We start from the raw sequence: 25,667 nt of genomic DNA, 5'->3' as shown, positions 1-25,667 counted from the left end.
TAATAGCCTTGTGAAAATCCACTAGAAAATCAGCATAAAAACACGTATATTAATGCAGTTACCACGTCACTCAATGATAAAAAATGAAATACCAAAAACTCGAAAATCAAGAAGCAAATTGGAAATGGATTTACCTAATTCGTAAACATCGCGAAGGGGAAAATATCACGCGTTATGAAGAACGTAGTTTGCAAGAAGCCAAAGCGCAAGAATTATTAGAATCCCAAAATTATCCAGAAAAAATTGAAGAATGGATTAAGAATCATCTTTCTCCGGCCTTACCAATTAAGCTTGATCAAGCTATTCGTGCACGCCGCAAACGCTTTTTTAATGGTGAAAAACAACATACCAAGAAAAAATCCATTGATTTGGAATATGCTGTTTGGCTACGTCTTTCTAAATATTCTCGAAAAATGAAAATGACACTTTCGGAAACAATTACCTATATGATTGACGAAAGAGAAAGTAAAGCACAATTTGAAAATCAAATGGCAGCAATGAAAACCAGTTTAAAGAATTTATTGAAATAAAAAAGACAAGCTGCAATTCTTGTCTTTTTGAGTTAGGACTAATAGAGAAAAAATTTAGAGTATTCGCATTACTCTTGATTATCCACAAGTGGAATTATTTTCGTGGCATGAGATCCTTTGTCTCCGTGGATAACTTCAAATTGCACCTTTTGACCTGCTTTTAATGAACGGTAACCGTCCATTTCAATCACTGAATAATGTGCAAAAATATCGGAATCCACTCCTTCTGCGGAAATGAAACCAAATCCTTTTGCATTATTGAACCATTTCACAACACCAATTTCCATAAAAGACCTCTCTAGGCTTCGCCTACTAAAACAATAAATCAATAAGACTATCGCCTTATCACCTCGTATGGACGTTATATTCAAATATTTTGATCGGTTATGCAATCAGCAATATTCAAAAATGATAAGTAGATCACAAAAAATTTAATTTTCTGGAGTTTTTTTATCATTTTTATGAATTTCTCGTAGTGCTTTCGCCACTATTTGAATCGCTTCTCCGCTACTAATCCCTTTTGCCATAAGTTCTTGAATTTGTTCAACTGCTTTTTGTTGCTGTTCGTGTGTTAAGTTAATATCAAACATTTTCCCACCCAAATTGATTCATTAATTGATGCCATTGTTCATCTAAACCTGCTGTAATTGTTATTTGCTCTTTCGTTATTGGATGAATAAAAGACAAACTATTAGAATGTAAAAATAACCGAGAATAGCCAAGATGCAACATTAAGGCACGATTTTGATGCAAATCACCATATTGCGTATCACCTAAAATTGGGTGAAAAATATGTTTCATATGGCGACGTAATTGGTGTTTTCTACCGGTATGAGGGATTAATTTAACTAAAGAATAACGCGCCGTTTGATAACGCCCAGCAGGATAAGGCATTTCGACTATTTTTAATCCTTCATAATCAGTAATGGCTTCTTGAGGCTCTTTATCTTCTTGAGAAAATTTATCTGCGATTTTATCCAATTGGATTTTTAGTGGATAATCTATCCGCTCTTTTCCTTGTAGATACCCACGCACTACAGCCAAATAAGATTTCTGAACGCACTTTTGCTCAAACTGTTCACCCATTAAATTCGCAATTTCACTGCTTAATGCAAATAACAACACGCCAGATGTCGGTCGATCTAAACGATGAATAGGAAATACATGTTGGCCAATTTGATCTCGCAAGGTTTGCATCACAAATTGAGTTTCGTGAGGATCTAACCAACTACGATGAACCAACATACCAGCAGGCTTATTCACCGCAACGAGAAACTCATCTTGATATAAAATTTCTAGCATTCGTTCTTGTTCAGAAGTTCTTCTAAAGCAACCAAAGGAGTTAATAGTTTTTGTAACTCATCAAATTCTTTCATTGCTTCTTCAATATAAGGAGAAATAGCAATTTTATTTGGCAAGGCTGAACCACTTTCTAACAATGCCTGCATACGTGGAATAAATATCCACTGTAGCCACTCTTCTGCAGACATCGTATCAATTGAAAAAGGTTCTTCACTTAAAAATGCCTCTGCAGCAGGGGGCATCGTTTGCCATAGATTAAGCTGCTGCATGGTAATTTGAAGCTGTTCAAGATGCTGTTTAGTTTGATTACGCATATTTTATGTCCTAATTAATGAATGTTTTTTGCAAACACACGCACATTTGAAAAACCATTTTCTTTCAAATATAAGGCTTGTAATTTGCTCATCACACCACGTTCACAATACAACACGTAATTTTTACTTTGATCAAGGCTACCAAATTGAGAGGAAAGTTTGTAGAACGGCATTTGAATGACGTCATGTGTATCTGATTCAAATGGATTTTCATCCGTTTCCTCTGGGCTACGAATATCCAAAATAACTTCATTTTCACCCAATACAGAAATTGCCTCGACTTCCACGACTTCTTTTTCTGTTTCTTCTGCGATCTGGCGAATATCTAAATATTTCGCATTTTGTACCGCACTTTCAAGAATCTCAAAATTAAAATGCCCTTCTTCTTCAAGAATCTTTTCACGAACAGCTTTGATCGTAGGATTTTTTGAAATCACGCCACAAAATTCAGGCATAGATTTTGCAATATCGTCAGTGCCAATTTCTTTCGCCATCGCGATAATTTGTTCTTTATCGTGCGTAATTAAAGGGCGTAATACTAAGGCATCAGCAGCTTCATCGATCAAGCGTAAATTGGTTAAAGTTTGGCTAGAAACTTGTCCTAATGCCTCCCCTGTCACAATCGCTTCAATATTAAAACGTTGAGCGACTTTACTTGCGGCTCGCACCATCATCCGTTTTAATACAACGCCCATTTGGCCGTTATCGACTTTCTCTAAAATCTCACCAACAACCCCCTCAAAGTTAATCGCAATAAAGCGTACTTTATGTGAAGAGCTATAGCGTTGCCAAATATGATAAGCCATTTGTTTTACGCCAATTTCATGGGCTGCGCCGCCAAGATTAAAGAAACAATAATGAACTCGCGAACCACGACGAATCAGCATGTAACTCGATACGCCTGAATCAAATCCCCCAGAAATTAAAGAAAGCACATCCTCTTGCGTCCCAATCGGATAACCGCCAATCCCAGCGTGACGTGCTTTAACTAACATCATTTTGTCATCTTCAATATCAATACGAACTGTCACATCTGGATTTTTCAACCGCACTTTTGCGCTTTCAATATGTTGATTTAATCCACCACCGATATAACGTTCTGCTTCAATCGAACTAAATTTATGTTTTCCTTTACGTTTTACTCGAACGCAAAAGGTTTTGCCTTGAAGTTGTTGCGCGACATCCGCAAGCGTCAATTCAAAAATATGATGTAAATCGGTAAACGGTTTTTCTTCAACTTCTAAAAAATGATGAATACCGGGAATACGTTGTAACAAGGCGATTAATTCTTCACGATTTTCTTCATTTTTTGACCGCACTTCAATGTAATCCCAGTGACGTACAACTGCAGTTTCTTCATCATATTTCTGTAAAATATTGCGGATATTAGAGGTTAAAATTTTTGCGAAACGTTTACGCACAGTTTCGCTCTTAATCATGATTTCAGGAAAAAGTTTAACGATAAATTTCATATGAATAGCTTGGGTATTTAAAGTGGCGAGTATTTTACGCAAAGATAGTGAAAAGTCCACTGGTCCTAGCTTGAAATAATTTTTTAACAACTCAAGTAAAATACAGTACAATGGCAAGCAATTTTTACCGTGAAAAAGGATAATTCCATGGCGCGTAAACCCGCATCTTCACAAGATTTTGAGACAACGTTAGCGCAGTTAGAAAATATTGTTATACATTTAGAAAATGGCGATCTACCGTTAGAAGAAGCGTTAAAAGAATTTGAACAAGGTGTGCAACTCGCTAAGTTAGGACAAGAACGTTTACAACAAGCAGAACAACGTATTCAGATCTTATTGCAAAAAACAGAAGATGCCCCACTGAATGATTATGAAGGAAATTCTTAATGGGTAACTTTTCTGAAGAATTACAACAGGTTCAAACTCGTATCAATCGCTTTTTAGAAGCTCAATTTGAGGGCATTGAAAGTCATAATGCGCCTTTGCTTGAGGCGATGAAATACGCATTATTACTTGGTGGTAAACGGGTTAGACCTTTTTTAGTTTACGCAACAGGTCAAATGCTTGGTGCAGAGAAACAAACCTTAGATTACGCCGCTGCCGCTATTGAAGCCATTCATGCCTATTCCTTAATTCACGATGATTTACCCGCAATGGATAATGACAGTCTACGTCGTGGGCACCCTACTTGTCATATCCAATTTGATGAAGCTACGGCTATTCTTGCAGGCGATGCCCTTCAAAGTTTTGCTTTTGAAATGTTAACTAAAACGCCAAATATTTCTTCTGAACAAAAACTGGCTTTAGTTCAAATTTTAGCGCAAGGCGCTGGCGTACAAGGAATGTGCTTAGGGCAAAGTTTAGATCTTATCTCTGAACATAAACAAATTAGTTTAAGCGAATTAGAATTAATCCATCGTAATAAAACGGGCGCATTGCTAATTGCTGCATTAAAATTAGGTTTTATTTGTTCTCCGCATTTTACCGACAAAAGGTTAGAACAATCCTTAACACAATATGCGGAAGCCATTGGCTTAGCCTTTCAAGTTCAAGATGATATTTTAGATATTGAGGGTGATAGCGCAGAAATTGGCAAACAAGTCGGCGCCGATCTTGATTTAGATAAAAGTACATATCCCAAATTACTTGGATTAAGCGGCGCAAAACAAAAAGCGCAAGATCTATATCAAAGTGCTTTGTCTGAATTAGAAAAAATTCCTTTTGATACAACCACACTTCGTGCATTAGCTGAATTCATTATTACTAGAAAAAGTTAATACCGACTGCATCAATGCTCACAAAGTGCGGTCAAAATTATAACGTTTTTAAAATGACTAACAATATGAACAATTACCCTTTATTATCTTTGATTAATTCACCAGAAGATTTGCGTCTTTTAAATAAAGATCAGCTACCACAACTCTGCCAAGAATTACGCGGTTATCTTTTAGAATCTGTTAGTCAAACTAGCGGGCATTTAGCATCAGGTTTAGGCACCGTAGAGCTAACCGTTGCACTACATTACGTATATAAAACACCATTTGATCAGTTAATTTGGGATGTTGGACATCAAGCCTATCCACACAAAATTTTAACAGGTCGTCGAGATCAAATGTCCACAATTCGCCAAAAAGACGGTATTCATCCTTTCCCTTGGCGTGAAGAAAGTGAATTTGACGTATTAAGCGTTGGCCACTCCTCTACTTCTATTAGTGCTGGATTAGGTATTGCAGTTGCCGCAGAACGAGAAAATGCTAGTAGAAAAACGGTATGCGTAATCGGAGACGGCGCAATTACTGCAGGAATGGCTTTTGAAGCGCTGAATCACGCAGGTTCTGTTCACACTGATATGTTGGTCATTTTAAATGATAATGAAATGTCAATTTCAGAGAATGTCGGTGCACTGAACAATCACCTTGCTCGAATTTTCTCTGGTTCTATCTACTCCACATTACGAGATGGAAGTAAAAAAATTCTCGATAAAGTTCCACCTGTAAAAAACTTTATGAAAAAAACCGAAGAACACATGAAAGGAGTGATGTTCTCGCCAGAAAGTACATTATTTGAAGAACTCGGTTTTAATTATATTGGCCCGGTGGATGGGCATAATATTGATGAATTAGTGGCAACACTTACGAATATGCGTAATCTGAAAGGACCACAATTCTTACATATAAAAACGAAAAAAGGTAAAGGATACGCGCCCGCAGAAAAAGATCCAATTGGTTTCCACGGCGTACCCAAATTTGACCCAATCAGTGGTGAATTGCCTAAACACAATACCAAGCCAACTTATTCGAAAATTTTTGGTGATTGGTTATGCGAAATGGCAGAAAAAGATTCCAAAATTATTGGTATCACACCTGCAATGCGTGAAGGCTCTGGCATGGTGGAGTTTTCTCAGCGTTTCCCAGAACAATATTTTGATGTGGCAATTGCAGAGCAACATGCCGTCACGTTTGCCACTGGACTCGCTATTGGCGGATATAAACCTGTAGTTGCGATTTACTCGACATTTCTACAACGTGCTTACGATCAATTAATTCACGATGTTGCCATTCAAAATCTGCCTGTATTATTTGCGATTGATCGAGCGGGCATCGTAGGCGCCGATGGCCCAACACACCAAGGGGCATTTGATCTCAGCTTTATGCGTTGCATTCCAAATATGATCATCATGACACCAAGTGATGAAAATGAATGCCGTCAAATGCTCTATACAGGTTATCAATGTGGAAAACCTGCGGCAGTGCGTTATCCTCGCGGAAATGCCATTGGTGTTGAACTAACACCTTTAGAAATGCTTCCTATCGGTAAATCACGTTTAATTCGAGAAGGTCAAAAAATTGCGATTTTAAACTTTGGTACTCTGCTACCTTCCGCGTTAGAGGCATCAGAAAAACTTAATGCCACTGTTGTCGATATGCGTTTTGTGAAACCGATTGATATTGAAATGATTAATGTGCTTGCACAAACTCACGATTATCTGGTCACATTAGAAGAAAATGCAATTCAAGGAGGAGCAGGATCTGCTGTTGCGGAAGTGCTAAATTCATCTGGAAAATCAACCGCACTTTTACAGCTTGGTTTGCCAGATTACTTTATTCCACAAGCAACACAGCAAGAGGCCTTGAAAGATTTGGGATTAGATTCAAAAGGAATTGAAGAAAAAATTCTAAATTTTGTTGAAAAACAAGGTAATTTATAAAAATAAACGCGATGATAACTTCATCGCGTTTTTCTTAATCAACAATTCTTAAATGGGAAACTGATTTGGTTTTCTTTTTTTCTTCTCGTTTTTTAGGACTCTCTACAGCCTCATGAAAACCAGTTGGTTGTTCAGTATCTGGCTCAGAATTAAGTTCATCGTAAACCTCTTCTGGTTCAAACATCACGCCATCACCATTTTCACGAGCATAGATCGCAAGCGCTGCGCCCATTGGAATATAGAGTTCACGAGAAACACCTTTAAATCGGGCATTAAACTGGATGAAATCATTTGTAAGTTGTAAATTGCCCGTAGCATTAGCAGACAAGTTCAATACAATCTGCCCATCTTTTACATATTCGACAGGAACATTCACACCTAAATAAGTCGCATCAACAACTAAATAAGGCGTGAAACTATTATCTACTAGCCAATCATAATAGGCGCGTAATAAATAAGGGCGCTTAGGAGAAGCTTTGTATTCCATTATTTATCATCCATTAAATTTTTTGGTGCAGCCTCACCTACAGACTGCAAGAATGAATCTCGACTAAATACACGATCCATATATCCCTTAATCGGTTTACTACCTGGACCTGTAAATTCTACGCCTAAATGTTTTAATTTCCATAACAATGGAGCAACATAACAATCTACTAAACCAAACTCTTCATTCATGAAATAAGGTGTTTGCTGGAAAACTGGTATAATCGCTAAAAGTTCTTCTTTTAATTGTTTGAGCGCTTCAGCTTTTTCACTTTCTGTACCATTTTCCGCTTTCTTGAGAGTTGGATACCAATCTTGTTCAATTCGTAACATCAAAAGACGATCTTTTGCTCGAGAAACTGGATACACTTGCATTAATGGTGGATGCGGAAAACGCTCGTCAAGATATTCCATAATAATTCGCGAACTAAACAAAACAAGATCACGATCAACTAACGTAGGCACCGTAGCATACGGATTTAATTCCATTAAATCTTCTGGTAATGCTTGCAAATCAACTTCTTCGTTCTCATAAAGTACACCTTTTTCAGCTAAAACAATTTTTACCTGATGACAGTAAATATCATCTTTATTTGAAAAAAGGGTCATTACTGAACGTTTACTTGATGCGCTGGACATTTATTCCTCCGAAGATCCAAAAATATTCTATATTTTATAAGGGGTGTGTATTCTACCACAAAGCGTAAGTCATTTGCCAAACAATTCTTTTTTATTGTTTTATAATCAATAAGTTAGATAACAAAAAAGCAGAGATTTCTCTCTGCTTTTCTTTTTCGAAACGAAAATAAAAATTAACGTTTTGAGTATTGTGGACGACGACGTGCTTTGTGTAAACCCACTTTTTTACGTTCAACGCGACGTGCGTCACGAGTAACGAAACCAGCTGCACGAAGTGCTGGGCGTAATGTTTCATCGTATTCCATCAATGCACGAGTGATACCGTGACGGATTGCACCCGCTTGACCAGAAATACCACCACCTTTAACAGTGATGTATAGGTCTAATTTATCAGTTAACTCAACCAATTCTAATGGCTGACGTACTACCATGCGCGCAGTTTCACGGCCGAAGTAAACGTCTAATTCACGTTGGTTGATAGTGATTTTACCACTGCCCGGTTTGATAAATACACGAGCTGAAGAGCTTTTGCGGCGACCTGTGCCGTAGTTTTGATTCTCTGCCATTTTCTAAACCTCGTGATTAAATATCTAATACTTGTGGTTGTTGTGCAGCGTGTTGGTGCTCAGCACCCGCGTACACTTTTAATTTACGAAACATTGCACGGCCTAATGGACCTTTTGGCAACATACCTTTAACCGCAATTTCAATCACTGCTTCAGGACGGCGAGCGATCATTTCTTTGAAAGTCGCTTGTTTAATACCACCTACATAGCCAGTGTGCCAGTAGTAAAGTTTATCTGTTTCTTTACGACCAGTTACTGCCACTTTGTCTGCGTTGATAACGATGATGTAATCACCTGTATCTACGTGTGGAGTGTACTCAGCCTTGTGTTTACCACGAAGACGACGTGCTAATTCAGTCGCTAAACGACCTAAAGTTTTACCTGTCGCATCTACTACGTACCAGTCGCGTTTAACCGTTTCTGGTTTTGCTACAAAAGTTTTCATTAATTAATTACCAAAAATTAGTTTGATACCCAGTGTTCTTATGAACACAACCATTGATCTTAATCGCCACCCCTTCGAGTGAGATCTCGATAAAATAATGTACGATGGGAATTCGCACATTTACAGGGTCGGTGTATTATACATATTTATTTCATGAATGCTAATTTTTTATGCAATATTTTAGTATTTTTGCTGAAACCTATTTACATTAACTAAATTAATGTTTTTAATGAATTTATTAAAATTGACTCATACATAAAGTTATTTTATTGTTAACTCAAATATCATCATACTAGCTATAGGAATTTTTATGAGCTACGCTAAAGAAATTGACACGCTTAATCAGCACATCGCTGACATCAATAAAAAAATTAATGTTTCTTTTGAATTTTTCCCACCTAAAAATGAAAAAATGGAAACGCTTTTATGGGATTCTATTCATCGTTTAAAAGTGTTAAAACCCAAATTCGTTTCAGTTACTTACGGCGCGAACTCTGGCGAGCGTGACCGTACTCATGGTATTGTAAAAGCAATCAAACAAGAAACTGGCTTAGAGGCTGCTCCGCATTTAACTGGTATTGATGCCACACCTGAAGAATTAAAACAAATTGCTAAAGATTACTGGGACAGTGGTATTCGTCGCATCGTTGCGTTACGCGGTGACGAACCAAAAGGATATGCTAAAAAACCATTTTATGCGTCAGATCTTGTGGAATTACTCCGTTCTGTCGCTGATTTTGATATTTCTGTAGCAGCTTATCCAGAAGTTCACCCAGAAGCAAAATCAGCACAAGCAGACTTGATTAATTTAAAACGTAAAATTGATGCCGGTGCAAATCATGTTATCACTCAATTTTTCTTTGATATTGAAAACTACCTACGTTTCCGTGATCGTTGTGCATCAATTGGTATTGATACTGAAATCGTGCCGGGCATTTTACCTGTAACTAACTTTAAGCAGTTACAAAAAATGGCTTCTTTCACTAATGTGAAAATTCCTGCATGGCTTGTTAATGCTTATGAAGGATTAGATGATGATCCAACTACTCGTAATCTTGTAGCAGCTAGTGTTGCGATGGATATGGTGAAAATTTTATCTCGCGAAGGCGTGAATGACTTCCATTTCTATACGCTAAATCGTAGTGAACTAACTTATGCAATTTGTCATATGTTAGGTGTAAGACCAGAATAACTCAAAGATAAGAAATCTTTCTTCCATAAAATAAGGGCGTTATTTACGCCCTTATCTAAATATAAAAAACTTTAACCGCACTTTATTATTTGACTAACTCTGTTTGCATATACATTAATCGCTCAATATCCGTTAAATAATGTCCCAATTCTTGTTCTTCTGGTTTATGCAAATAAGGAATTTTCCCTAAAAGCGGCGCATCAATATGCTCAACAAGCAAATCAACAATTTCTGCATAATGGCTTAATAATGGATTAACACGGTTAGCTATCCAGCCCAATAACGGCACGCCTAGTTGTTGAATCGCTTGCACAGTTAACAACGCGTGATTCACACAACCATCTTTAATACCAACCACAAGAACCACAGGCATTTTTCGTTGTGCAACCCAATCAGCAAAACTTTTTCCTTCCGCCATTGGAGTCATTAAACCAAACGAGCCCTCAACCACCACAGACTGATAATTTTGATTTAATCGAGTTAAATCATGATTAATTTTATCTAACTTAATACGCGTCCTATCTTGTGTCAGCATCGGTGCACTATGGCTAAATGTATAACTATTAATATCCTTGTAGGACACATTTTCTTTAGTTGAATCCATTAATGTTAATACATCTGAATTTGATAAATTATCATAATCTGATGTATTTTCTTCTTGCATCGCTGGGTAAATACTTTCCTCACCGCAACAAGCAATGGGTTTATACCCAACAACTTGCACACCTTGCTTTTGCAAGGCTTGAATAATCGCGCGGGTTGCTGTGGTTTTTCCCACATTTGTATCTGTCCCCGCAACAAAAAAGCTACTCATTTTTATCTCCTTTAAAAAGTGCGGTGGATTTTAAAAGAATTTTTCTTTTAAAAATTTGAGATAACGCAAATTTTCTCTTTTTCGTATCAAAAATAAACAATTTATTTGATCTCACTCAAGCTATTAAATAAACCATCATCTTGTTTTGGTATTTGCAAATAAAATCCTTGTTGTTTAATTTTTTCCAATACCTCATTGCTATCTACATTATGTAGCGGCTTGCTTCCAAGTAAATTAAACATCATGACTAATTCTGGTTTTCCAAAGTGGCTCAGTAACACTTCTGGCACTTTAGAAAAATCCTCTCTTTTCGCGATATACAGATAACTTCCCGGTTTCTTTTTACTTTTATAAATTGCACATAACATATTTTGTTTTCCTAAATAAAAAATCCCTATTAAATTTCTTTAACAGGGATTTTATCATTTAAATTGATTAAAGCATTATTTTGCAGCTTCTTTTACTGCATCAGATGCTTGATTTGCTTTTTCAGAAACCGCATCTTTAACTTCAGTCATTTTAGAAGTAGCAGCATCTTTCATTGCATCCATTTTTGATGATGCAGCGTCTTTCATTGCATCAATTTTAGAGGTTGCAGCATCTTTCATTTCGCTTACTTTAGCTGCTGCAGCATCTTTTACTTGTTCAACTTGTGCCATTGCTGCATTTTTAACTTCAGCAGCTTTCTCTACTGCAGTGTTTTTCACTTCAGTTGAAGCTTGTTTAGCAGCATCTTTAACATCAGCAACAGCATTAGTTGCTGCGTCTTTTGCTTCAGAAACCATTGATGTTGCCGCTTGTTTAGCTGCGTCAACTTTTTGTGCAGCTTCTTCTTTATCGAAACAACCAGTTACCGCTAAAGCTGAACCTAAAACTAATGCTAGTGTTAATTTTTTCATAATTTTCTCCATAGAATAAATCTTGATTACGGCAAAGCCCTATTGCTTTGATGTGGCGTAGTTTACGGAAATTTTATTAAAAGAAAATAGCTAATACAGAAATTTACATTTCTGATAAATAAATAAGTGTAAAAAAGAGCACTAACACATTGATATTAAATATATTTTAAAAAAGTTCCATAGAAAAATTTTATTTTTTGTAAAGAAATGTATATGAATATATGTTTTAGATTTAATCAATCTTATGAATTTCTCTAGATGCTTGATGCATCAATATTTCTGATTTATTACCATCCCATAATAATTGAGCAATCGTTGCAGGATAAAATGGTATTGGATTTCGTTTTCCATACAGTTCAGCAACGATCTCTCCAACTAAAGGTAAATGAGAAATAATCAATACAGACTTAACCCCATCATGTTTCAGCACTTCTAAATAATCAATGACTGAATGCGCATGGCCATAAGGGGTTATACCCTCCCAAGTTTCAAGTTTATTTTCTAACTCCAAATCAAACGCTTGATTAACTTGATGAAAGGTTTCTTGAGCTCTGACATAAGGGCTCACTAAAATACGGTCTAGTGAATTAATTACTAGCGTGCTTAAATGCTGTTTTAACCATTCTCCTTGAGAAAAAGCTTGTTTAATACCATAAGCAGTTAAGCGACGAGCTTTATCACTATTAGCCATTACTTCAGCCTCGCCATGACGCATAATAAAAATATTCATTTGCTTTCCTAAGTATTTGATAAAAATAAACCGCACTAAATAAAGTGCGGTTACAAAATTAATGAGATTTAACTGCCTCTGCAATTTCTTCTGCACATTGTTGTGCAAGTTCAGCGTCTTGACATTCCACCATAACTCGAATAAGAGGTTCTGTACCCGATTTACGCAATAAAATACGACCTTTGCCTTCTAAACGTTTTTCAACGTCTGCGGCAACAGATTTTACTGCGTCACTTTCAAGTGGATTATCCCCTCCCGCAAAACGTACATTGATTAACACTTGTGGGAATAATTTAACCGCACTCGCTAATTCATTTAATGATAATTTATGCTGTGCCATCGCCGCCAATACAGCTAATGAAGCAACAATGCCATCACCCGTTGTATTCTTATCCGCAATGATAATATGTCCAGAATTCTCACCACCGAGTGTCCAATCGTTTTCAACCATTTTTTCTAATACGTAACGATCACCTACATTTGCACGTAAGAAAGGAACACCAAGCATTTTTAAGGCTATCTCTAGGCTCATATTACTCATTAATGTGCCAACGACACCGCCTTTTAATTGACCTGAGCGCAATGCTTCACGCGCAATAATAAAGAGAATTTGGTCGCCATCGACTTTATTTCCTAAATGATCGACCATCATAATGCGGTCACCATCGCCATCATAAGCCAAACCAACATCAGCTTTCATGTCAACTACTTTAGCTTGCAATGCAGTCACATCAGTCGCGCCACATTTTTCATTAATGTTTAAACCATTTGGATCTGTACCAATTTCAATGACTTCCGCACCAAGCTCTCTCAATACATTAGGAGCAATATGGTAGGTTGCACCATTTGCACAATCTACCACGATCTTATAACCTTCCAAGCCTAAGTGAGCTGGGAATGTGCCTTTACAAAACTCAATGTAGCGTCCAGCCGCATCATTAATACGGCTTGCTTTACCTAATTCAGCAGATTCCACACAATCCATCGGTTGCTCTAACATCGCTTCAATTGCTTCTTCAATTTCATCAGGTAATTTAGTCCCTTTTGCTGAAAAGAATTTAATGCCATTATCATAATAAGGATTATGAGAGGCTGAGATCACAATACCCGCTTCAGCACGGAAAGTTCTGGTTAAATAAGCAATAGCTGGTGTAGGCATAGGGCCAGTAAATGCAGCAGATAAACCCGCAGCAGCTAAACCTGCTTCAAGGGCTGATTCCAACATGTATCCAGAAATTCGGGTATCTTTACCGATTAAAACCATTTTCGAACCTTGAGAAGCTAATACTTTTCCCGCAGCCCAGCCTAATTTTAATGCGAAATCTGGTGTGATTGGGTAAGAACCCACTTTTCCACGTACACCATCTGTTCCAAAATATTTACGATTTGCCATAATAAAATTCCTTTAATTTTTTATCGTTATAAAACCATCAGGCATTTTCTGTTGCCTGCCAAACTTTGAGCATATCTGATGTTGCAGCAACATCATGTACGCGTAAAATTTTTGCACCTTTTTGCGCTGCAATAAGCGCACCTGCCGCACTACCTATCACTCGCTGATCGACGGGTTTATCAAGCACAGCGCCAATCATTGATTTGCGAGATAATCCTGCTAAAACTGGATAACCTATCTGACAAAATTCATTCAGATTTTGTAATAATTGATAATTATGCTGTACAGACTTACCAAAACCAAATCCCATATCCCAAATTAAGTTTTCTTTTTTAACACCAGCAGAAAGACATTCATTAGTACGTTTCTGCAAAAAAGCTAATACATCTTGTACGACATTCTCATAATGAGGATTTGCCTGCATCGTTCTAGGTTGCCCTTGCATATGCATAATGCAAACAGGTAAAGCCAGTTTTACCGCCGTTTCTAACGCATTTGGCTCTTGTAAAGCACGAATATCATTAATCAAATCCATTCCAACACTTGCTGCTTCACGCATCACAACTGCTTTTGAAGAATCGACAGAAATCCAGCAATCAAAACGGCTTCGCACCGCCTCCACTACTGGCACAACACGATGCAATTCTTCTTGTTCAGAGACTTCATCCGCATTAGGACGGGTAGATTCACCACCAATATCAATAATTGTCGCTCCTTCTTCCAACATTTTTTCAACTTGAAAAAGCGCTTTATCCAAACTAAAAAATTGTCCGCTATCAGAAAAAGAATCAGGCGTAAAATTAAGGATTCCCATAATCTTAGGAACGCTTAAATCAAGACATTTATTATTCGCGTAAAGTTTCATAAAGTGCGGTGGATTTTTAGATTAATTTTAGTCGGGCGATTATAGCGGAATACGCTGAAGAAAAAAATCATTAGGGAAAAATAAAGCCTTTCCGAAGAAAGGCCTTGTTGATTAGAGAGTTGATTAGGAATTAGAATCTACCGAATTTTCACCCGCACTTTGAGCATTATTGCTATTTGCATAAGCAGCTTGCCCAGTATGATCTTCCCATCCAGATGGCGGAGTGACTGGTTCACGATTCATCAATTGTTTGATTTGTTCTTCTTCAATGGTTTCATATTTGACTAATGCATCTTTCATCGCATGAAGAATATCCATATTGTCGATCAAAATCTGTCTTGCTCTCGCATAATTACGATTTACAATTGCACGAACTTCTTCATCAATTGCATGAGCCGTTTCATCTGACATATGTTTTGCTTTCGCCATTGAACGACCTAAGAAAACCTCGCCCTCATCTTCCGTATAAAGAATCGGACCTAATTTGTCAGAGAATCCCCATTGCGTCACCATATTACGCGCAATATTAGTCGCTACTTTAATATCATTTGATGCACCCGTTGAGATATTTTCTTCACCGTAAATCAAATCTTCTGCCAAACGACCCGCATACAAGGTAGAAAGCTTACTTTCTAATTGTTTTTGGCTAATACTAATTTGATCACCTTCAGGCAAGAAGAATGTCACCCCCAACGCACGACCACGAGGAATAATAGTCACTTTGTGTACAGGATCATGTTCAGGTACTAAATAACCCACAATCGCATGACCAGCTTCATGATAAGCAGTGGACTCTTTTTGCTTATCTGTCATAATCATGGTACGACGCTCTGGCCCCATATTGATTTTGTCTTTTGCTTTTTCAAACTCAAGCATGGTTACCATGCGTTTATTCACTCGAGCAGCAAACAAAGCAGCCTCATTCACTAAGTTTGCTAAATCTGCACCAGAATAACCCGGCGTACCACGCGCTAATGTCATTGCATCAACATCTGGTGCTACAGGCACTTTGCGCATATGCACTTTTAAGATTTGCTCACGACCTTTTACATCAGGCAGGCCAACAACAACTTGTCGGTCAAAACGGCCTGGACGAGTTAAGGCTGGATCAAGTACATCTGGACGGTTAGTGGCTGCAATAACAATTACGCCGTCATTACCGCTAAAGCCATCCATTTCAACCAGCATTTGGTTTAAGGTTTGTTCACGTTCATCATGTCCACCACCTAAACCCGCACCGCGTTGACGCCCAACCGCATCGATTTCATCAATAAAGATTAAGCAAGGTGCATTTTTCTTAGCCTGTTCAAACATATCACGTACACGAGATGCACCAACACCCACAAACATTTCTACGAAATCAGAACCAGAAATAGTGAAGAATGGAACTTTTGCTTCCCCTGCGATAGCACGAGCAAGTAAAGTTTTACCAGTACCTGGAGGCCCTACCATCAAAATACCTTTTGGAATTTTACCGCCCAAGTTTTGGAATTTATTCGGATCACGCAAGAAATCAACGATTTCGCCCACTTCTTCTTTTGCTTCATCGCAACCAGCGACATCCGCAAAAGTAACCTTAATCTGATCTTGGTTCAGCATTTTGGCGCGGCTTTTACCAAAGCTCATAGCCTTGCCGCCACCACCTTGCATTTGACGCATAAAGAATACCCATACGCCAACAAGGAATAACATTGGGAACCAAGAAATTAAAATTTGGGATAAGAAACCACGTTTTTCAAATGGCGTACCTTCCACTTTCACTTTTTTGCTTAACAAATCATCAAGCAATTTTTTGTCTTCAAGCGGTGGCATTACGGTTGAATATTTAGAACCATCCGTTTTCGTTACCGTAATTTCATTGGCATCAAAACGTGCTTCTGTCACTTGTCCGTTGCTTACATCGTAAACAAAGGTTGTATAATCAGTAGAATTATCTACCGAAGAGGAATTAAAACTCTGGTATGCTGTCATCATAATGACCGCTACTACCACCCAAAGCACCAGATTTTTGACCATATCGTTCAAAGTCTAACCTACCTTTCCTAAGTTAAAAAATTTTTTACAAGATACTACACATCATTAGCGATGAAAAGCTATCAAAGCAATTAGCCTTTATAGCCTGTCGCCACAATATATACTTCACGAGAGCGTCCGCGTGATGCTTCAGGCTTACGCACTTTCACCACATTAAATAAAGAACGAATTTCTCTTAAATATTCATCAAAGCCTTCACCTTGGAAAACTTTAACAACAAAGCTTCCTTTGGTTGCCAAGACCTGTTTACACATATCTAAAGCAAGCTCGACCAAATACATTGCGCGTGGAATATCCACTGATGGCATTCCACTAAAATTGGGTGCCATATCAGACATCACAACATCAACTTTATCTTCGCCTACGCGCGCTAATAAAGCATTCAAAACATTTTCATCACGGAAATCGCCTTGCAGAAAATCAACGCCTACAATAGGATCCATTTCCAAAATATCACAAGCAATCACTCGACCTTTGCCACCAATTTGCCCCACCACATATTGCGACCAACCGCCTGGTGCTGCGCCGAGATCAACCACGATCATTCCTTGTTTAAATAATTTATCCGTTTGCTGAATTTCATCAATCTTAAAATACGCGCGTGAACGTAACTTTTGCTTATGCGCTTTTTGCACAAATTGATCACTAAAATGTTCATTTAGCCAGCGAGAAGAACTCGCTGAACGTTTTTTCTTTCCCATAATCTTCTATTTTTGGTAGTAGTTTTGCTTATATTTGGTTACAATCTGCCGAATTCAAGCCGAGGCTGATTGAAATCAGTGAAAAACATTGAGAAAATCAACCGCTCTTTTTAATTAGGAATCCTTATGACAACCTTATCAACCAAACAAAAACAATTTTTAAAAGGTCTTGCGCACCATCTTAACCCTGTCGTTATGCTTGGTGGAAATGGCTTAACCGAAGGCGTACTTGCTGAAATTGAAAATGCACTCAATCATCACGAACTCATTAAAGTAAAAGTTGCTGGTGCAGATCGCGAAACAAAACAACTTATTATCGATGCGATTGTGCGTGAAACTAAAGCAGCACAAGTACAAACTATCGGGCATATTTTGGTGCTTTATCGCCCAAGCGAAGAAGCAAAAATTCAGCTTCCACGCAAATAACAACAAAAGTGCGGTTATTTTCAACCGCACTTTTTTTATTTAAATATAATTCACTTCAATAATATCAAACTCAACGACACCACCAGGCGTTGTAATATTAACGGTATCATCTAATTCTTTACCAATTAAACCTCGCGCAATTGGTGAATTAACCGAAATCAAACCAGATTTAATGTCAGCCTCATCATCACCCACAATGCGATAAGTAACTTCTTCGTCTGTATCCGTATTTACAAGCACAACTGTTGCACCAAAAATAACTTTACCGTTATTTGGCATTTTTGTTACATCAATAATTTGAGCATTACCAAGTTTACCTTCAATCTCTTGAATACGGCCTTCACAAAAACCTTGTTGCTCACGAGCTGCATGATATTCTGCATTTTCTTTTAAATCACCGTGCTCGCGTGCTTCTGCTATCGCTTTAATAATTTCTGGACGACGTACATTTTTTAAGAAATCCAATTCTTCACGTAATTGTTCTGCGCCACGCACAGTCATTGGAATTTGTTGCATTGTTTTTCCTTTTACTAAATAAAACAAAAACCACGGCAAAATCCTAAAATCTTGCCGCAGTATTATTAAAAATAAACTTGAAATGAGAAAATGATTTACTCAATTTCATTCGGGGCTTATTATTGTTCGTCTAAAAAAAAATAGCAACCATAACAAACCTAATATGAAAAAATTATCTTTAATTTCCACCGCACTTGGATCCTTTTTACTTTCCGTAAGCTTTAGCTTTCCAACCTTCGCAAACATTAACGTTTCAGACTTGACACAACAATTACCTGAAGGCTCTAGCGTAGGTTTTATCGCAAAAAATATAAATCAAAACCAAATTATTGCGGATTATAATGGCTCAACCTTTATGCTTCCTGCGAGTACACAAAAAGTTTTTACTGCCGTTGCCGCTAAACTTGCATTAGGCGATCAATTCCAATTTGAGACTGCTCTTTTAAGTAATGGAAAAATTCAAAATGGGAATTTAGATGGTCACTTAATCGTGCGTTTCACAGGCGATCCTGATCTTACAAGCGGTCAGCTTTATAGCTTACTTGCAGAATTAAAAAAACAAGGCATCAAAAAAATTAATGGCGATTTAGTATTAGATACATCAGTTTTTTCTAGTCATGACCGAGGATTAGGTTGGATTTGGAACGATCTGACCATGTGTTTCAACTCTCCGCCATCCGCTGCGAATATTGATAACAACTGTTTTTATGCGGAACTAGATGCCAATCAAAATCCCGGTGAAACAGTAAAAATCAATGTGCCTGCACAATTTCCAATTCAAGTGTTCGGACAAGTTTATGTAGCGGACAGCAATGAAGCGCCTTATTGTCAGCTCGATGTTGTTGTACACGATAATAATCGCTATCAAGTAAAAGGATGTTTAGCGCGTCAATCTAAACCTTTTGGTTTAAGCTTTGCCGTGCAAGATACAGATGCCTATGCTGCCGCGATTATTCAACGTCAATTAAGACAAGTAGGTATTGAGTTTAATGGCAAAGTCATGCTGCCCCCAAAACCACAACAAGGTCAGCTATTAGCGAAACATTTATCCAAACCATTACCGGATTTATTGAAAAAAATGATGAAAAAATCGGATAACCAAATTGCCGATTCATTGTTCCGAGCAGTGGCATTCAATTACTATAAACGCCCAGCATCCTTTCAATTAGGCACATTAGCGATTAAATCCATATTGCAAAAACAAGGAATTCGTTTTGGCAACAGTATTTTAGCCGATGGTTCAGGTCTGTCTCGCCATAATCTTGTAGCACCTAAAACAATGCTATCCGTTTTAGAATACATCGCTAAAAATGAAGATAAATTACATTTAATGGAAACTTTTCCAATCGCAGGTGTAGATGGCACGATCAGTGGGCGAGGTGGATTAATTAGCCCACCATTAGTAAAAAATGTTATTGCTAAAACCGGTTCTTTGAAAGGGGTTTATAACCTAGCCGGCTTTATGACAAATGCTCGAGGGGAAAAAGTAGCCTTTGTACAATTTATTAATGGCTACTCAACAGGCGATTTGGAAAGCAAAACCAAACGAGCACCATTAGTTCAATTTGAGAGTGGCTTATACAACGAAATCTATAAATATTGATAAAACCTTCTAAAAAACACCGTACTTTACCATCCAAAGTGCGGTGTTTTTTTATAGCCTTTTAAAAAATACTATTGATCAATATAACACTATTAAATGATAATGATTTTCATTGCTTAATCTGTTGTATTTTTTTATACTCGTCACTCTTTTTTAACTTAGATTTAACTTTTGGGAAGCAATTTATGAAGTTTAAATTAAGCTTAGTTTACACCGCACTTTTTGCTGGAGTTTCTGTTTCGTTTGTAGCGAATGTAAATGCAGAAGAACATTCAACTAATGAACACACATTAGAAGGTATTGAAGTCATTACAAAACTTGTTAATGAAAAAGGCTATAAAGCTGAACGCACTGAAATTACGGGCGTAAATTCATCAATTATTGATACACCTTATAGTATTGATATTGTGACACAAGAACAATTACAGGATAAACAACCAAGTACTTTAGAAGACGCAGTAAAAGGAATTAGTGGTTTAAGCCAAGGTAATAATTTAGCGGGGACGCTCGATACAGTAAAACGCCGTGGCTACGGTGGAAATCGTGATGGTTCTATTATACGTAACGGACTTGCAAGTCCACTAGCACGTAACTTTAATGCTAACGTAGAACGAGTTGAAGTGCTAAAAGGCCCCGCTTCAGTATTATATGGCATGCAAAATCCTGGCGGTGTAATTAACGTTGTAACTAAAAAACCTTCCTATGAAGGACATAAAACAACGTTAGATACAAGTTACGGTTCAAATTATAGCCGTAATTTTGGCATTGATGTTACAGGCCCCATTGCAGGTACTGGATTCGCTTATCGCATCGTTGCTGATCACAAGAAAAAACATTCTTGGCGTAATTTTGGTGAAAATAAAGAAACAATCATTGCACCATCTTTATCTTGGAAAAATGATTCAACAAAATTAACCTTGTCTTATGAATATCAAGATTATAAAGGTGATTTTGATCGTGGTATTTTCATAGACACAAATAAAAAAATTGGGCTTAACAACAACCCAAATTATGGCAAACCACTTGATATTCCATTAGAAAGAAGATTAGATGATCCAATCAATGTAACAACTGGTTACTCTCATACCATTCAATTTAATGCTGAACATAAATTAAACCCGAATTGGACTCTGAAAGCAGATTATGGATATGCAAAAAATCATTACTCTGATTGGCAAGCTCGTATTACAAAATATGATGCCAAAACCAGAAAGGTAACACGACGAATTGACAGTACAAATCCATCCGATGCAGTGAATAATAGTTTGAATTTATCTGCTATTGGGATTATAGAACAATCCCCTTCCGTTACTCACCAATTACGTACGACGATTGAGCTACAAAAATATCAGTTAACGATTGGCGATTTACGCCGTAGCGGAACACATACAATGTCTATTGATTCTCCAGAATATAATTCAACACAGGTGATAAATGGACAGGCCTCGTCAAAAGCAGATGCACGCACTAGCGATATGTTAGAACAATATAAAACTCTTGGTTTAGTCGTGCAGGATGCAATCTATCTTGGTGACAAATGGATTGTTTCTGGTGGTGTTCGTGCACAATGGCATCAAATAAAATCGGGACAAGGACGCGAAAATCAAAAATTCCGTAATAATGACAGTGGTTTTGCCCTTTTACCACAATTAGGTTTAGTTCACTTAATTACACCAGACTGGTCTATTTATGGAAATGTAGGTACGTCAGCTAAACCTAATCCCTCTCGTAGCTGGGATTACAAAGGTGAGAAAATCAAACTTGAAACAAGTCGTCAATTTGAAATCGGAACCAAATACAATAATGAATGGTTAAGTGCTAACCTAGCTTTATTCCATATAATTAAAGATAACACCGCAAAACGCTATAAAGATCCTGCTACAAATGAAAATATTATTAAAGTAGCAGGAAGAGATCGTTCTCAAGGTATCGAAATTGATATTAATGGCAAGCTAACTGACAAACTAACAATTTCAGCCAATTATACTTATACTAAAACAAAAGTATTGCGTGATGATGCTGAACCACAAAATATAGGTACTGATTTTGATAGTACACCAAGACATCTTGCAGGATTAACATTAATCTACGATTGGGGTCACTTCTTAGGTGGCCATTGGCGTACAGGTGCTGGTGCTGAATATCAAGGAAGTTGGGGATTTAACTATATCAATAATGGTCAAGCGACTTGGTTCAAAATACCATCTGCTACGCTTTATAATGCCTTTATTTCTTATGACATCAAACTTGGCAAGCAAGATCTTAATTTACGTTTAGCAGGTAAAAACCTTACTAATAAACGTTATTTTGTCTCTCATACCACAGCCACAATGGAACACTTATCTATAGGTTCACCACGTGAAGTTGTATTAAGTGCAAAATTCAGCTTTTAATTCATAAAAATATATCCCCTATCTCTATATAGGAATAGGGGATTTTCATTTTTTATAGGAAATCAATGAACTGGCAAACCGAACTTAATAATAGTTTAAACTGGATTTTAACCGCTCTTTTTTGGGTGATATTATGCTTTAGCGCAACAATGTTAGCCTTAAAACAAACTACTTTCGGCAAAAAATTCTGGTGTATCGTGTCACCATCGATTAATAAAAAAACCAGCATTAAACTAATTTTAATGTTGTTAGTGCTATTTATAATGATATTGTTGGAAGTACGATTTAGTGTGCTTAATTCATTTTTTTACAATGGATTGTATAGCTCAATGCAAGAATTAAACATTGAAAAGTTTTGGTTCTTTGCAAAACTAAATGCTCTTCTTGTGGTAGCACAAGTTATACATGCCATTGCAGATTACTTCTTTCAACAAGTTTTTGAAATTCGTTGGTTGGAAAGTCTTAATGCAACGCTTGTTAAGCGCTGGCTAAATAAGAAAAAATACTATCGCCTAAAATACGAACGAGATTTACCAGATAATATCGATCAACGTATTGAACAAGATGCGAGAGAATTTATTACCAGTACCGTACAAATTGTGCGAGGCGTGATTAACTCAGTGCTCACGACCATTGAATTTACGATTATTTTATGGTCACTTTCTGGAGTATTAACTTTATTTGGATTTAATATCGAAAAAGGCGTCGTTTTCTTCATTTATGCCTTTATTATTTTCGCAACACTCATGTCCGTGTGGATTGGTCGCCCACTCATTAAGCTAAATTTTACAAAAGAGAAACTCAATGGCGATTATCGTTATTCCTTAATCCGAGTGCGAGACAATGCAGAAAGCATTGCTTTTTATAATGGCGAGCTAAAAGAACAAACATTCTTACAACATCAATTCCGTCAAATTATTCATAACCGTTGGTCCATTGTATTAAAAATGTTGGGCTTGAATAGTTTCAACTCTGGGGTAACTCGCGTTGCTAAATTATTGCCTTTAATGTTACAAGCGCCACGTTTTTTTTCTGGTCAGATAAAACTAGGAGATATGCATCAAACAGTCCAAGCATTTAACCGATTAATGACCGCACTTTCATTTTTCCGCTTGTTCTATGAGCAATTCACACTCTATCAAGCACGGTTAAATCGCCTTTATGGTTTTATAACAAAAATGGATGGATTAGATAAGCAAAACATTCATCATCCTTTTCATTGTTCTCATCGTGTCGCCTTAAAAAACTTTGGTATTAAAGATGAACAAGGTAATGTTCTACTCAATAATTTAAATATTAATTTAGAAAATGGAGATGCCCTATTGATTCAAGGTGCATCTGGAACAGGAAAAACATCGCTACTAAAAGCAATTGCAGGGATATATCCTTTTGAAACAATTGGCATTGCAGAGCATCCATGTATGGGAAGTTTATTCCTACCACAACGACCTTATATGCCGCAGGGTACTTTACGAGAAGCAATTTGTTATCCAAATATCAATCCAAGTCACGCAGAATTAGAACAAACCATGAAGGATTGTGCGCTAGGAAAATATATACACGCGCTTAATGTAAAAAATGACTGGCAAGCAATTTTATCGCCTGGTGAACTTCAAAGAGTGGCGTTTATTCGTATTTTACTCACTAAACCAGATGTCGTATTTCTCGATGAAACGACTTCCGCATTAGATGAAACAACAGAGCATTTACTCTACCAAACAATTAAAGAGCGTTTGCCCGAAATGATCATTCTCAGCGTAGGTCATCGTAGTACATTACAGCAATTTCATAACAAACAACTAAAATTAGATGTATGTTTATTATGTGAAAATTAGAAGATGACAAGTTAAGAATATATAAAACAAATATTTTGTTTATTTTGATGCTAGTCTAAAGAGCGCCTATAAAATTAAAATAAAACTATAAAAAAGCCCCCGATATTCGAGGGCTTGATTTTTACTATCGTAATAAAAATTAGCGACGTAAACCTAAACGAGCGATAGTGCTTTGGTATAAAGCAAGATCAGTACGTTTTAAGTAGTCTAAAAGTTTACGACGACGAGAAACCATACGTAATAAACCACGACGACCATGGTGGTCTTTTTTATGCTCTGCAAAGTGAGCTTGTAAGTGGTTGATTTGTGCAGTTAATAACGCGATTTGAACTTCCGAAGAACCAGTATCTTTCGCATCACGACCAAATTCAGCAACGATTGCTGCTTTTTTTTCAGTACTTAGAGACATTTTTTACTCCTAAAAGGTAGTGTTGTTAATACATCATTCGCCGATCTCTAACTCAGCGATGACAAGGAGCCTGCATTCTAGCGATGAATAAGCTCAAATGCAAGGTTTATTCTAGTAAAAAGCCATGATTCTTAATGATGTCTTTAGCTTTATTAGAGCATAAAAATTCAAAAAATTTAACCGCACTTTCAACATTGTTTAATAAAGCCACGACATATTCAGCTTTTACCTCAAATTCAACAGGGAAAATATGGGTCAAGAATGCTTGATTCGTTATACCAATGTTAAAGTCAGTATCCATAGATGAATAGCTCTTACTTAAATCAAATTCTGACCTTACTTGATAGTGCGAATAACCAATCATCATATCTGCATAACCATTTGACAATAAATAGTGAGATGCAATTTTTCCTTTTGGAATTATGTTTGAGGATGTACCGCCCACCAATTTCAAGGCTCGTCGTTTCAATGCCTCCCCTTCACCAGGAAAACATTGCTCAATTTTATCAAATAACAGCCAAGTATAATCTCCACAAGGATCACAAGATGGCGTTGATGTTGCGAGGCGTAAAGAGCGATCAACTAGCAATTCAAAAATGGATTTATGACGGAAGTGTTCTAAATTTAACGTAGTTAATGCTAATTGATTAAACGCTATCGTTAATTTTTGATAAATTGTTTTAGAATCACCTAACTGAAATACATTTTCAGAGTTTGCACTAATAAAAATATCACATTTCGCCCCTTGCTCAATTTGTTGACGCAAGATTCCGGCAGGGCCACAAAATGCTTTAATCTCTACATGATGAATTTGTCGAAAAATATCAGACAATTCTTGCAAGGCATACTGAAAACTCCCAGCACTAAAAACAGTAATTGATTCCATAAGTTTTCC

The 25,667-nt window shown here is 37.0% G+C and carries 29 protein-coding genes; 9 read left to right on the top strand and 20 right to left on the bottom strand.

The annotated features are described in order from the left end of the window. The first annotated feature begins 83 nt into the window (after positions 1-83). Complete coding sequence (matP, locus tag A8M50_RS04545; RefSeq protein ID WP_005628871.1) at positions 84-530, top strand: macrodomain Ter protein MatP; 447 nt, start codon at positions 84-86, stop codon at positions 528-530. Between the two features lie 68 nt (positions 531-598). Here the strand turns inward: matP and cspD are convergent, their stop codons facing one another. From cspD to thiI, 5 genes are all read right to left on the bottom strand, one after another. After that, positions 599-817: a cold shock domain-containing protein CspD gene (gene cspD, locus A8M50_RS04540; protein ID WP_005637876.1), complete on the bottom strand. Its 219-nt coding sequence runs from the start codon at positions 815-817 to the stop codon at positions 599-601. Between the two features lie 144 nt (positions 818-961). Continuing rightward, positions 962-1,120 (bottom strand): YoaH family protein, encoded by a 159-nt coding sequence (locus A8M50_RS04535; protein ID WP_005628875.1) that lies wholly within the window; start codon positions 1,118-1,120, stop codon positions 962-964. Next, positions 1,113-1,832, bottom strand: coding sequence for a tRNA pseudouridine(65) synthase TruC (truC, locus tag A8M50_RS04530; RefSeq protein WP_005645062.1), 720 nt, complete (start codon positions 1,830-1,832; stop codon positions 1,113-1,115). The genes A8M50_RS04535 and truC overlap by 8 nt, the downstream gene beginning before the upstream one ends. Continuing rightward, positions 1,826-2,146, bottom strand: a complete 321-nt coding sequence (locus A8M50_RS04525) for a YqcC family protein (protein ID WP_005644996.1) — start codon at positions 2,144-2,146, stop codon at positions 1,826-1,828. Before A8M50_RS04525 ends, truC begins: the two co-directional genes overlap by 7 nt. A gap of 14 nt (positions 2,147-2,160) precedes the next feature. Next, the gene (gene thiI / locus A8M50_RS04520) at positions 2,161-3,618 is read right to left on the bottom strand and encodes a tRNA uracil 4-sulfurtransferase ThiI (RefSeq protein ID WP_005645086.1); all 1,458 of its coding nucleotides are present in this window, start codon (positions 3,616-3,618) and stop codon (positions 2,161-2,163) included. Positions 3,619-3,765: 147 nt separating this feature from the next. Here thiI and xseB point away from each other — a divergent pair, with 147 nt between their 5' ends. From xseB to dxs, 3 genes are read left to right on the top strand one after another with little or no spacing between them, the layout of a single operon-like run. Next, positions 3,766-4,005 carry an exodeoxyribonuclease VII small subunit gene (gene xseB, locus A8M50_RS04515; protein WP_005644895.1) on the top strand — a complete coding sequence of 80 codons (240 nt, stop codon included), beginning with the start codon at positions 3,766-3,768 and terminating at the stop codon, positions 4,003-4,005. Beyond that, positions 4,005-4,895: a (2E,6E)-farnesyl diphosphate synthase gene (ispA, locus tag A8M50_RS04510; RefSeq protein WP_005644953.1), complete on the top strand. Its 891-nt coding sequence runs from the start codon at positions 4,005-4,007 to the stop codon at positions 4,893-4,895. The genes xseB and ispA overlap by 1 nt, the downstream gene beginning before the upstream one ends. 53 nt (positions 4,896-4,948) lie before the next feature. Then, complete coding sequence (dxs, locus tag A8M50_RS04505; protein ID WP_032826495.1) at positions 4,949-6,826, top strand: 1-deoxy-D-xylulose-5-phosphate synthase; 1,878 nt, start codon at positions 4,949-4,951, stop codon at positions 6,824-6,826. A 34-nt stretch (positions 6,827-6,860) separates the two neighbouring features. Here the strand turns inward: dxs and A8M50_RS04500 are convergent, their stop codons facing one another. The 4 genes from A8M50_RS04500 to rplM all read right to left on the bottom strand — a co-directional run bounded on the left by A8M50_RS04500 (position 6,861) and on the right by rplM (position 8,962). Then, on the bottom strand, positions 6,861-7,313 hold the full coding sequence (locus tag A8M50_RS04500; protein ID WP_005644698.1) for a ClpXP protease specificity-enhancing factor: 453 nt from the start codon (positions 7,311-7,313) through the stop codon (positions 6,861-6,863). After that, a complete protein-coding gene (sspA, locus tag A8M50_RS04495; RefSeq protein ID WP_005645047.1) occupies positions 7,313-7,951 on the bottom strand; it encodes a stringent starvation protein SspA in 639 nt (212 codons plus the stop codon). Before sspA ends, A8M50_RS04500 begins: the two co-directional genes overlap by 1 nt. Before the next feature lie 173 nt (positions 7,952-8,124). Continuing rightward, entirely contained in the window at positions 8,125-8,517 is a 393-nt protein-coding gene (rpsI, locus tag A8M50_RS04490; protein WP_005631594.1) for a 30S ribosomal protein S9, read from the bottom strand. 16 nt (positions 8,518-8,533) lie between these two features. After that, positions 8,534-8,962: a 50S ribosomal protein L13 gene (gene rplM / locus A8M50_RS04485; protein WP_005628896.1), complete on the bottom strand. Its 429-nt coding sequence runs from the start codon at positions 8,960-8,962 to the stop codon at positions 8,534-8,536. 310 nt (positions 8,963-9,272) lie between these two features. Here rplM and metF point away from each other — a divergent pair, with 310 nt between their 5' ends. Next, positions 9,273-10,154: a methylenetetrahydrofolate reductase gene (gene metF, locus A8M50_RS04480; RefSeq protein ID WP_005645002.1), complete on the top strand. Its 882-nt coding sequence runs from the start codon at positions 9,273-9,275 to the stop codon at positions 10,152-10,154. An 85-nt stretch (positions 10,155-10,239) separates the two neighbouring features. Here the strand turns inward: metF and bioD are convergent, their stop codons facing one another. From bioD to rlmE, 8 genes are all read right to left on the bottom strand, one after another. Then, positions 10,240-10,968 carry a dethiobiotin synthase gene (gene bioD / locus A8M50_RS04475; RefSeq protein ID WP_005644979.1) on the bottom strand — a complete coding sequence of 243 codons (729 nt, stop codon included), beginning with the start codon at positions 10,966-10,968 and terminating at the stop codon, positions 10,240-10,242. Between the two features lie 101 nt (positions 10,969-11,069). Next, complete coding sequence (locus A8M50_RS04470; RefSeq protein ID WP_005644657.1) at positions 11,070-11,336, bottom strand: YcgL domain-containing protein; 267 nt, start codon at positions 11,334-11,336, stop codon at positions 11,070-11,072. Positions 11,337-11,411: 75 nt separating this feature from the next. Further along, positions 11,412-11,879 carry a hypothetical protein gene (locus A8M50_RS04465; RefSeq protein ID WP_032826496.1) on the bottom strand — a complete coding sequence of 156 codons (468 nt, stop codon included), beginning with the start codon at positions 11,877-11,879 and terminating at the stop codon, positions 11,412-11,414. Positions 11,880-12,099: 220 nt separating this feature from the next. Next, positions 12,100-12,597: a phosphohistidine phosphatase SixA gene (gene sixA / locus A8M50_RS04460; RefSeq protein ID WP_005644808.1), complete on the bottom strand. Its 498-nt coding sequence runs from the start codon at positions 12,595-12,597 to the stop codon at positions 12,100-12,102. 58 nt (positions 12,598-12,655) lie between these two features. Next, complete coding sequence (gene glmM / locus A8M50_RS04455; RefSeq protein ID WP_005644688.1) at positions 12,656-13,990, bottom strand: phosphoglucosamine mutase; 1,335 nt, start codon at positions 13,988-13,990, stop codon at positions 12,656-12,658. A 37-nt stretch (positions 13,991-14,027) separates the two neighbouring features. Then, complete coding sequence (folP, locus tag A8M50_RS04450) at positions 14,028-14,855, bottom strand: dihydropteroate synthase (protein WP_005644882.1); 828 nt, start codon at positions 14,853-14,855, stop codon at positions 14,028-14,030. Positions 14,856-14,978: 123 nt separating this feature from the next. Next, entirely contained in the window at positions 14,979-16,871 is a 1,893-nt protein-coding gene (gene ftsH, locus A8M50_RS04445; protein WP_005644738.1) for an ATP-dependent zinc metalloprotease FtsH, read from the bottom strand. A gap of 89 nt (positions 16,872-16,960) precedes the next feature. Beyond that, entirely contained in the window at positions 16,961-17,590 is a 630-nt protein-coding gene (gene rlmE / locus A8M50_RS04440; RefSeq protein ID WP_005644681.1) for a 23S rRNA (uridine(2552)-2'-O)-methyltransferase RlmE, read from the bottom strand. A 126-nt stretch (positions 17,591-17,716) separates the two neighbouring features. On the opposite strand from rlmE, the gene yhbY reads away from it, so the two are divergent. Further along, on the top strand, positions 17,717-18,016 hold the full coding sequence (gene yhbY, locus A8M50_RS04435) for a ribosome assembly RNA-binding protein YhbY (RefSeq protein WP_005628915.1): 300 nt from the start codon (positions 17,717-17,719) through the stop codon (positions 18,014-18,016). A gap of 39 nt (positions 18,017-18,055) precedes the next feature. On the opposite strand, the gene greA is transcribed toward yhbY, so the two are convergent. Beyond that, the gene (gene greA, locus A8M50_RS04430; RefSeq protein WP_005637913.1) at positions 18,056-18,532 is read right to left on the bottom strand and encodes a transcription elongation factor GreA; all 477 of its coding nucleotides are present in this window, start codon (positions 18,530-18,532) and stop codon (positions 18,056-18,058) included. Positions 18,533-18,695: 163 nt separating this feature from the next. Between greA and dacB the strand changes: the two genes are divergently transcribed. The 3 genes from dacB to A8M50_RS04415 all read left to right on the top strand — a co-directional run bounded on the left by dacB (position 18,696) and on the right by A8M50_RS04415 (position 24,363). Further along, a complete protein-coding gene (dacB, locus tag A8M50_RS04425; RefSeq protein WP_005644810.1) occupies positions 18,696-20,135 on the top strand; it encodes a serine-type D-Ala-D-Ala carboxypeptidase in 1,440 nt (479 codons plus the stop codon). Positions 20,136-20,320: 185 nt separating this feature from the next. Next, positions 20,321-22,528: a TonB-dependent siderophore receptor gene (locus A8M50_RS04420; RefSeq protein ID WP_005644753.1), complete on the top strand. Its 2,208-nt coding sequence runs from the start codon at positions 20,321-20,323 to the stop codon at positions 22,526-22,528. A gap of 65 nt (positions 22,529-22,593) precedes the next feature. After that, positions 22,594-24,363 carry an ABC transporter ATP-binding protein/permease gene (locus tag A8M50_RS04415; RefSeq protein ID WP_005644918.1) on the top strand — a complete coding sequence of 590 codons (1,770 nt, stop codon included), beginning with the start codon at positions 22,594-22,596 and terminating at the stop codon, positions 24,361-24,363. Between the two features lie 139 nt (positions 24,364-24,502). Here the strand turns inward: A8M50_RS04415 and rpsO are convergent, their stop codons facing one another. Continuing rightward, positions 24,503-24,772, bottom strand: a complete 270-nt coding sequence (gene rpsO / locus A8M50_RS04410; protein WP_005628925.1) for a 30S ribosomal protein S15 — start codon at positions 24,770-24,772, stop codon at positions 24,503-24,505. A 106-nt stretch (positions 24,773-24,878) separates the two neighbouring features. Next, positions 24,879-25,658, bottom strand: coding sequence for a substrate-binding domain-containing protein (locus A8M50_RS04405; RefSeq protein WP_005644770.1), 780 nt, complete (start codon positions 25,656-25,658; stop codon positions 24,879-24,881). Between the last annotated feature and the right edge of the window lie 9 nt (positions 25,659-25,667).

This window comes from Haemophilus haemolyticus (genome assembly GCF_001679045.1).
In the GTDB taxonomy this organism is placed as follows: Bacteria; Pseudomonadota; Gammaproteobacteria; order Enterobacterales; family Pasteurellaceae; genus Haemophilus; species Haemophilus haemolyticus.
Note: the sequence above shows the minus strand (reverse complement) of the source record. Positions and strands in the feature narration are given on the sequence as shown.